Genomic DNA, 6,000 nt, shown 5'->3' on the forward strand with positions numbered 1-6,000 from the left:
ACACACACTGTAAAAATTCACGACTCGAATATAGACTCGCCGTAGTCATAACTCAATGGATTTATTAAAAATAGTCACAAATGACTCTGAGTAGAGTTTTTACCGAGTCGAATAGAACTCACTACCGAGTTGTTTACACACATTAAATTAAATTATTTCACATTACTTTTTATCTAACTGCATGATTTAAAGAGCCAATCAGCAAAATTTTAATTTTGCGTGGGGTGTGGTGCTTTTGGTGGTGAGGAGTGCATATTAGTTGAGTCTGGGCATGGGATGGGTTAACGTATTTCCGGCATGGTGCCCGGAGGGAAGAAATGAAACGGATTTCTCTTACGTTTTTAATGCTGGCTTTTTCTGGAATGTTGAACGCTGCTGATTGTTTTGATCTGGCAGGAAGGGATTATCATATAGATCCGGATCTGCTTCGGGCAATCTCCTGGAATGAATCGAACTTCCGCACAGACGTTAAAGGCTACAATCCTGTTTCGGGCTTTGGCTCCGGACTTATGCAGGTGGACTCCCAACACTTTAACGAACTGGCTCGTTATGGAATAAAGCCGGAGCACCTTATTTCCGATCCGTGTATGAATATCTACACCGGGGCTTACTATCTTGCAATTGCATTCAAAAAGTGGGGCGTCAGCTGGCAGGCCGTGGGCGCTTATAATGCAGGTTTCAGGAAAACAGAAGAACAGGCGCAGAGAAGATATGTCTATGCCAGAAAAATTGAGGCAACATATCGGGCGATAAAGAATAATAAAAATACAGCGCAGACTCTTGCAAAAAAGTAAAAAGACCTCAACAGGAGGTCTTTTTATTCATCCAGTATTTATGTCGTCAATCAATAGCCCGAAAAATTAAATCTGCTTCAGGGTGTTTTATGATACTGATGTAGTCTTTCAGTGCATCCTGACGAGCGACGAGGTGTTTACAGACTTTCGAATATTCAGGCCCCATATCTGCAACCTGCCAGGACAACCAGTTCATGATCATCAGGGTCGCAATAATTCCGGCAGCATCGGCACTGACCTCTGCTTCAAAGTAATTACCGGGAATAACCATGTTATAGCGCTGTTCTCCTTCCGGTGCGATATATCCTGTTTGCGCGGTTGTGAATCTGACACAGTTCGGAGCCACGTTTCCTCCGGTGCCCTGCGGAATAATCCAGTAACGCCAGAAACCGCCATCATAATCTGAATGCTGACGTAACCAGCTGGCAATCATGTTATCAGCAGAAGGCGTAAAAAAGAGCGCAGGAATAAAATCCAGACGTTCATCACCATCTGTAACAGAGTAGCGCTGGCGTTTATCGACTTTAAATTGTTCGGCTGATTCACGAGTGGCGGTTTTGACGTTTAATGTGTGCATTCTGGTTTTCTCCTCATTGGGTTATTACATCGTTCGACTTCATCACTGAGCGGCGAAGGGCAATGAGCAGCTGACAGTAAGGAAATAAAGGGGCGCGCAGCGTTTATATACCCCTTTATTTCCTTACTGGCTGATGCTAAAAGCAGCCCTCCGCGAACTGATGAAATCGGGCGATAGTCACACCAGGAGAATGCACACATCCCGTAACGTAAAATCGGCGTAAGACGAATTACCGTTACGGGCTTCAGAGTGGAGGTAATTTATTACCGCCACGGTGAAAGCGGCGCATCCATTCTGGATGCAGCAAGCGTGAATTTGAATTTGCGTCAGGATGGACGCCCGAAGGGCGGAGACGGTTTACCGGCTCCGTTCACGACAGCCGTGTCCCTTCAGGGACGACGCCCGGAAAAGAAAGGATAATATCCATCATATCCACGGCAGAATAATAAAGACCATCGCCAGCAGGAGAATGAGGAATATTAACCACCTGGCCAAAAGACAGGAACTTCAGACTACCACGCGCCGGAATAAGCAGGCAGCGCGTCAGCGCAGCCTGCTTATTCTGCGCCGCAGGCGCGCGGCCTTTGATGCCACGAAAGGCAGGACACTCCCCTGCCCTTCTGGATAGCTATGCAGCGTCATTTATACAGCGCAAAAATTCGCGCATGGCACTGATACGGCGCTGATCGTCCAGCCGCTTACCAAAGTTGTTGATGTAGTACACAGGCGTATACCGCACCCTGTTTAACTGCATCGTCAGCGTATTGCCCGTAACCACCTCGGCAGGAATACCCAGCAGGGAAAGCTGAATAAACGCCATATCGGCCGCAACAGGATCAATATCGATGCAGCTTCCGAACATATGCTCAGACGGGTTATAGCCCGCCTCCAACAGATATTCCGCATACGCCACAATCATTCCCGCCGCACCGCTTGCTGGATCGCTGACGGTCACGAATCCCTCACGGCGTATCGTTTCGTCGACGTCCGGCATCAGCAGCCTCGCCAGCAGTGACTGGACGTGATACGGCGTGAAATACTGTCCGTTGCGGTCGTCGCCAAGCTCAAGCTCCATGAAGATCGCGCCGAGGAAGTCGTGGAATTTGGCCTCCAGTGCGCAGACCATCAGGCAGAAAAGCGTATGCAGATTGCTGATATCGCTCTCGCCGTACTTCGCGCAGATTTCACGGCTCTGCTCAATGTTCTCCGGCGTTCTTATCTGCGCCATATCCAGTTCACTGGCCGCCAGCGTGATAAAGTCGCTGAACACCTCCCAGCGGCGCAGGCTGCGGGCGGTGTCCATGAACACGGTGACAAACTGGCGGCGGGATTCCCCGATGGTCATCATCCGGTGCGGTATCGGCTGCGCATTAACTGTGGGCAAGACGGGTTTAGCGGGTGTTACTGGTGCGGCCTCTTTCGCCTGGTCAAAAAAGCGGGCAAAACTGAGTTGAGACATAGTTCCTCCTTAAATGCCGCCCCGTAAGGAGCGGCTCAGTTATCAGTTAAATGCCCGCTTCAGTTCGAGCGTGCGTAACACCTGCCCCCACTCACTCCCGCGCATGGCAGGAATACGAACGGCGCGCCCCTTCTTCCGGCAGTGCGCTATGTGACGGCCCAGCGCCCGCATTTCGGCGCTGATGTCGTCACGGTCGATATCACTGCGTTTAATACGCACCTGTTTTTTTACGGGTGCGTTTTCCGCCTCAAGCATCTGGACATACAGGGCGGTCGGTGTAACAATCGAAACTTCACTGAATTGCATTGGTTTGTTCCTTTTGGTGAAGGCCGGATTAATCGTTGCAAGCGGGTAAATCCGGCGGGTTAAGGCAGGCGAAAGCCTGCTTTTCTCATTTCTGGCGCTGCACTCCCTCCTTAACGCGTGCCAGAATCTCAGCGTGGTCAAGGTTGCTGTAGTCACGCATCCGGTAATAACGGATACCGATCCGCGCGTAGATTTCGGTCACATTGCCGCAGACCATTTCCGCCAGCATGAAGGTTTCACACTCGCCGTTCTCACTGCTGCGCCAGTTCATCGGGTACATCACCCCCAGCGCATCATGGAAGGCGTGAACGTCGATTTCGACGGGCGCGGTCAGATATGACTTTTCGCGGCTCAGCCAGTACGCGCGTTCGGCCTCACTGGTCGCGTAAATACCTGCTTCGGCACTGGATTCGGTCAGATTTAAGTGCATGGTTTATCTCCTTCTGGTTAATGGCGTTGATATTTCGCCGTGGTGGTTATTCGTCGAGCGTGATGCCGGAAAAATGCGCCATCAGGTGCAGCATGTCGGCAATCCCGTCGACTTTCTGCTGAATGGCTGGCGTGGCTTTCAGGATGCGCGTGACAGCGGTTCTGAGCTCGCCCATATAGCGGTTTGCAGACTCGCCCAGCGCCGTTTTGTCCGTATTGCTCTGGTACTTCATCAGGGCTTTACTGACGTGGTTTTGCAGGGTATCAAGCTCGCTGAGCGCGCTTTTCTCCCATGCGTCGAAGCTGAACGTACTGTTCGTGTTGCTGTTGCTCATCATGTTTCTCCGTTGTGACTGGCGGCATCCCCTGCCGCCAGCCGGTTAAGTAATCAGTAATCCGCCGCCAGCTCGATCATCAGGTCAGCACATTCACCATCGGCACGTTCTTCTTCCGCAGTCGTCAGCATGTAACCCCGTTTCGCTGCCGCCCCCATAAACACAGGACGGTCTTTCAGTGGCAGTTCTGCCAGGTAATGCATAGCCATACCCAGCAGACGGGACTCATAAATCTCGTAGTGCAGGCCACACCCCCGGTTAGCCTGTATTTCCATACGGGCCAGCACCACGTCCGCGCGAATAACATCGAACGGGTTACGGGAATGGATATTGCGCACAAAGCCATCAGTACGCAGGAACGAGGTTTTCACCCATCTTTCGGTAGATTCTTTGGTGGCGGTTTTGACGTTGACGTTCTGTGTGTTCATTCTGCTTTTCCTCTTGTCTGGTGGTTAATCCATCTCTCGGTGAGTTCCCTGGCGGCAAAGGGCAAAGGAGCGACGGCGGGGCGGCAGGAGAAGGGCGGAGACAAAAGTTTTTGCGGTCCTTCGCAAAAAGTTTTGGCGGAGTTCATTTCACCCTTCGGATGACGACACGACGGTGCTACGACCAGCCCTCCGCCCGGGGACTTAACGGGAGAGGGCTCACCAGAGGTACAGGGAGAGGATGAACACACCCGACACGGCGGAACGACGGGGCGTCAGATGACTGTCGGCAGTTTTACCGCCGACAGGGTGAAGCGGCGCGTCCGTTTACGGACGCAGCAAGCGCAGGGTTTGACGTTGCGTCAGGATGGAAGCCCGCTGCCCTGAGGTTTACCGAAGGGCCGGGCAGAGACAGCTTGCTGGCTCTGTTCACGACAGCCGTGTCCCTTCAGGGACGACGCCCTCGTTCTGCCGTTTCTGTGAAAACAGCCAGTTCATTAGCCAGACCCGCCAGCGTATACCGCTTTTTATCCAGCACATCAGCCCGCTGAAGCAGTCTGTTAACCAGAAAAGTGTCCAGCACCGGCATTCTGCGCAGACATTTAATCCGCTGTCCGCTGGCAGACTGCAGCAACAGCATCCAGTGGTCACAGACTTCACCGGGGCTGGTCAGCATGAACCATGTGTCTGCCATGCGGTGGAACATACCGCAGGCTAACGGGCCATACGCCATCGTATTCAGTGTGGCATTCGGGTGAAACCACCCAGCCCTCCGGCAAAAGCAGCGCCCGCAAAACGGCCTGCGTCAGCCCCTGGCGTGAAGTCCATCCATCAGAGCGAAACAGCTCATAATCCTCCGGCGTCATGGCAACCAGCGCCGATAATGTCAGTCCTTTATTCAGAATCAGTCTCCTTTTATAGCTGCAGACTACAACTGCTCTCCGGCCCCTGCAGACCCGAAGATTTGCAGGGGAAATAACAACACTCACCGGTGAGACTTTCCGCGATAATAGTCTGGTCGAGCTACCACCTTCCTGTTCGTCATCACATGTTTCTGCATCACCTTTGACCATGAATATCATTGGGGTATTAGCCGACCAACGGCACGAATAAGCAGAAAGAACATGTAAAAGATGACCGTCGCAGTAAACATGCCGATGAGTATCGCCAGAGATACTTCCGGAGCACCTGACCACATACTGTCACTCCTGAACACCAGAAATGAAAATAACGCACCGAGTCCGGCAAGAGACAAAAGCTGAAGAATAAATGCCCGCTTCCGGGTCATAAAAACACTGATGATGAGATATCCATATCCCGCGGTAATCACAGCTATTAGGTCGAGTCCGTCAAGGTGGTGTAAATTCAGTTACAGCTTTCCGGTCCGGCAATGAGCCTGTTATGCGCTGATTGGCAGCGCGTCGATTACTTCGGTTTCAGCGAGCTGGTCTGTCTCCGCCATGCTGTGTTGCGGCAGGTAGCGGTTCTGCAGCAACCATTCTTCATTCTGCTCCGTCAGGACCGCACCCAGAAGCCGTATGATGCTGTCTTCGTTGGGGAAGACGCCCACTACGTCGGCACGCCGTTTCACCTCTTTGTTCAGGCGCTCCAGCGTGTTGGTCGAGTGGATTTTCACCCGGTGCGCTTTCGGGAAGCCGAAGTACGCCAGCACGTC

At 52.3% G+C, this 6,000-nt stretch carries 10 protein-coding genes; 1 reads left to right on the forward strand and 9 read right to left on the reverse strand.

What is annotated here, in order from left to right:
• Positions 1-317 precede the first annotated feature (317 nt).
• Complete coding sequence (locus tag USG84_RS22850) at positions 318-794, forward strand: transglycosylase SLT domain-containing protein (protein ID WP_151413349.1); 477 nt, start codon at positions 318-320, stop codon at positions 792-794.
• 46 nt (positions 795-840) lie between these two features.
• On the opposite strand, the gene USG84_RS22855 is transcribed toward USG84_RS22850, so the two are convergent.
• From USG84_RS22855 to USG84_RS22895, 9 genes are all read right to left on the reverse strand, one after another.
• Entirely contained in the window at positions 841-1,371 is a 531-nt protein-coding gene (locus tag USG84_RS22855; RefSeq protein WP_123061123.1) for an antirestriction protein, read from the reverse strand.
• A 628-nt stretch (positions 1,372-1,999) separates the two neighbouring features.
• Positions 2,000-2,830 carry an N-6 DNA methylase gene (locus USG84_RS22860; RefSeq protein WP_123061121.1) on the reverse strand — a complete coding sequence of 277 codons (831 nt, stop codon included), beginning with the start codon at positions 2,828-2,830 and terminating at the stop codon, positions 2,000-2,002.
• Positions 2,831-2,872: 42 nt separating this feature from the next.
• The gene (locus tag USG84_RS22865; RefSeq protein WP_008324174.1) at positions 2,873-3,136 is read right to left on the reverse strand and encodes a hypothetical protein; all 264 of its coding nucleotides are present in this window, start codon (positions 3,134-3,136) and stop codon (positions 2,873-2,875) included.
• An 85-nt stretch (positions 3,137-3,221) separates the two neighbouring features.
• On the reverse strand, positions 3,222-3,566 hold the full coding sequence (locus tag USG84_RS22870) for a hypothetical protein (protein WP_095105042.1): 345 nt from the start codon (positions 3,564-3,566) through the stop codon (positions 3,222-3,224).
• Positions 3,567-3,612: 46 nt separating this feature from the next.
• Positions 3,613-3,903, reverse strand: a complete 291-nt coding sequence (locus USG84_RS22875; protein WP_228717766.1) for a hypothetical protein — start codon at positions 3,901-3,903, stop codon at positions 3,613-3,615.
• Between the two features lie 50 nt (positions 3,904-3,953).
• The gene (locus USG84_RS22880) at positions 3,954-4,328 is read right to left on the reverse strand and encodes a hypothetical protein (RefSeq protein ID WP_095105040.1); all 375 of its coding nucleotides are present in this window, start codon (positions 4,326-4,328) and stop codon (positions 3,954-3,956) included.
• 445 nt (positions 4,329-4,773) lie between these two features.
• Positions 4,774-5,019: a conjugation system SOS inhibitor PsiB family protein gene (locus USG84_RS22885; protein ID WP_233469448.1), complete on the reverse strand. Its 246-nt coding sequence runs from the start codon at positions 5,017-5,019 to the stop codon at positions 4,774-4,776.
• A complete protein-coding gene (locus USG84_RS24120) occupies positions 4,982-5,407 on the reverse strand; it encodes a conjugation system SOS inhibitor PsiB family protein (protein WP_123061118.1) in 426 nt (141 codons plus the stop codon). Before USG84_RS24120 ends, USG84_RS22885 begins: the two co-directional genes overlap by 38 nt.
• 317 nt (positions 5,408-5,724) lie before the next feature.
• A partial coding sequence (locus USG84_RS22895) for a transposase (RefSeq protein ID WP_320738468.1) occupies positions 5,725-6,000 on the reverse strand: 276 nt, incomplete at its 5' end.

This window comes from Enterobacter sp. 168J2 (assembly GCF_034107265.1).
GTDB lineage: Bacteria > Pseudomonadota > Gammaproteobacteria > Enterobacterales > Enterobacteriaceae > Enterobacter > Enterobacter nematophilus.

Coding starts and splice junctions, on each gene's coding strand:
- USG84_RS22850 (WP_151413349.1), top strand. CDS start 318: ATGAAACGGATTTCTCTTACGTTTTTAATGCTGGCTTTTTCTGGAATG.
- USG84_RS22855 (WP_123061123.1), bottom strand. CDS start 1,371: ATGCACACATTAAACGTCAAAACCGCCACTCGTGAATCAGCCGAACAA.
- USG84_RS22860 (WP_123061121.1), bottom strand. CDS start 2,830: ATGTCTCAACTCAGTTTTGCCCGCTTTTTTGACCAGGCGAAAGAGGCC.
- USG84_RS22865 (WP_008324174.1), bottom strand. CDS start 3,136: ATGCAATTCAGTGAAGTTTCGATTGTTACACCGACCGCCCTGTATGTC.
- USG84_RS22870 (WP_095105042.1), bottom strand. CDS start 3,566: ATGCACTTAAATCTGACCGAATCCAGTGCCGAAGCAGGTATTTACGCG.
- USG84_RS22875 (WP_228717766.1), bottom strand. CDS start 3,903: ATGATGAGCAACAGCAACACGAACAGTACGTTCAGCTTCGACGCATGG.
- USG84_RS22880 (WP_095105040.1), bottom strand. CDS start 4,328: ATGAACACACAGAACGTCAACGTCAAAACCGCCACCAAAGAATCTACC.
- USG84_RS22885 (WP_233469448.1), bottom strand. CDS start 5,019: ATGGCAGACACATGGTTCATGCTGACCAGCCCCGGTGAAGTCTGTGAC.
- USG84_RS24120 (WP_123061118.1), bottom strand. CDS start 5,407: ATGATATTCATGGTCAAAGGTGATGCAGAAACATGTGATGACGAACAG.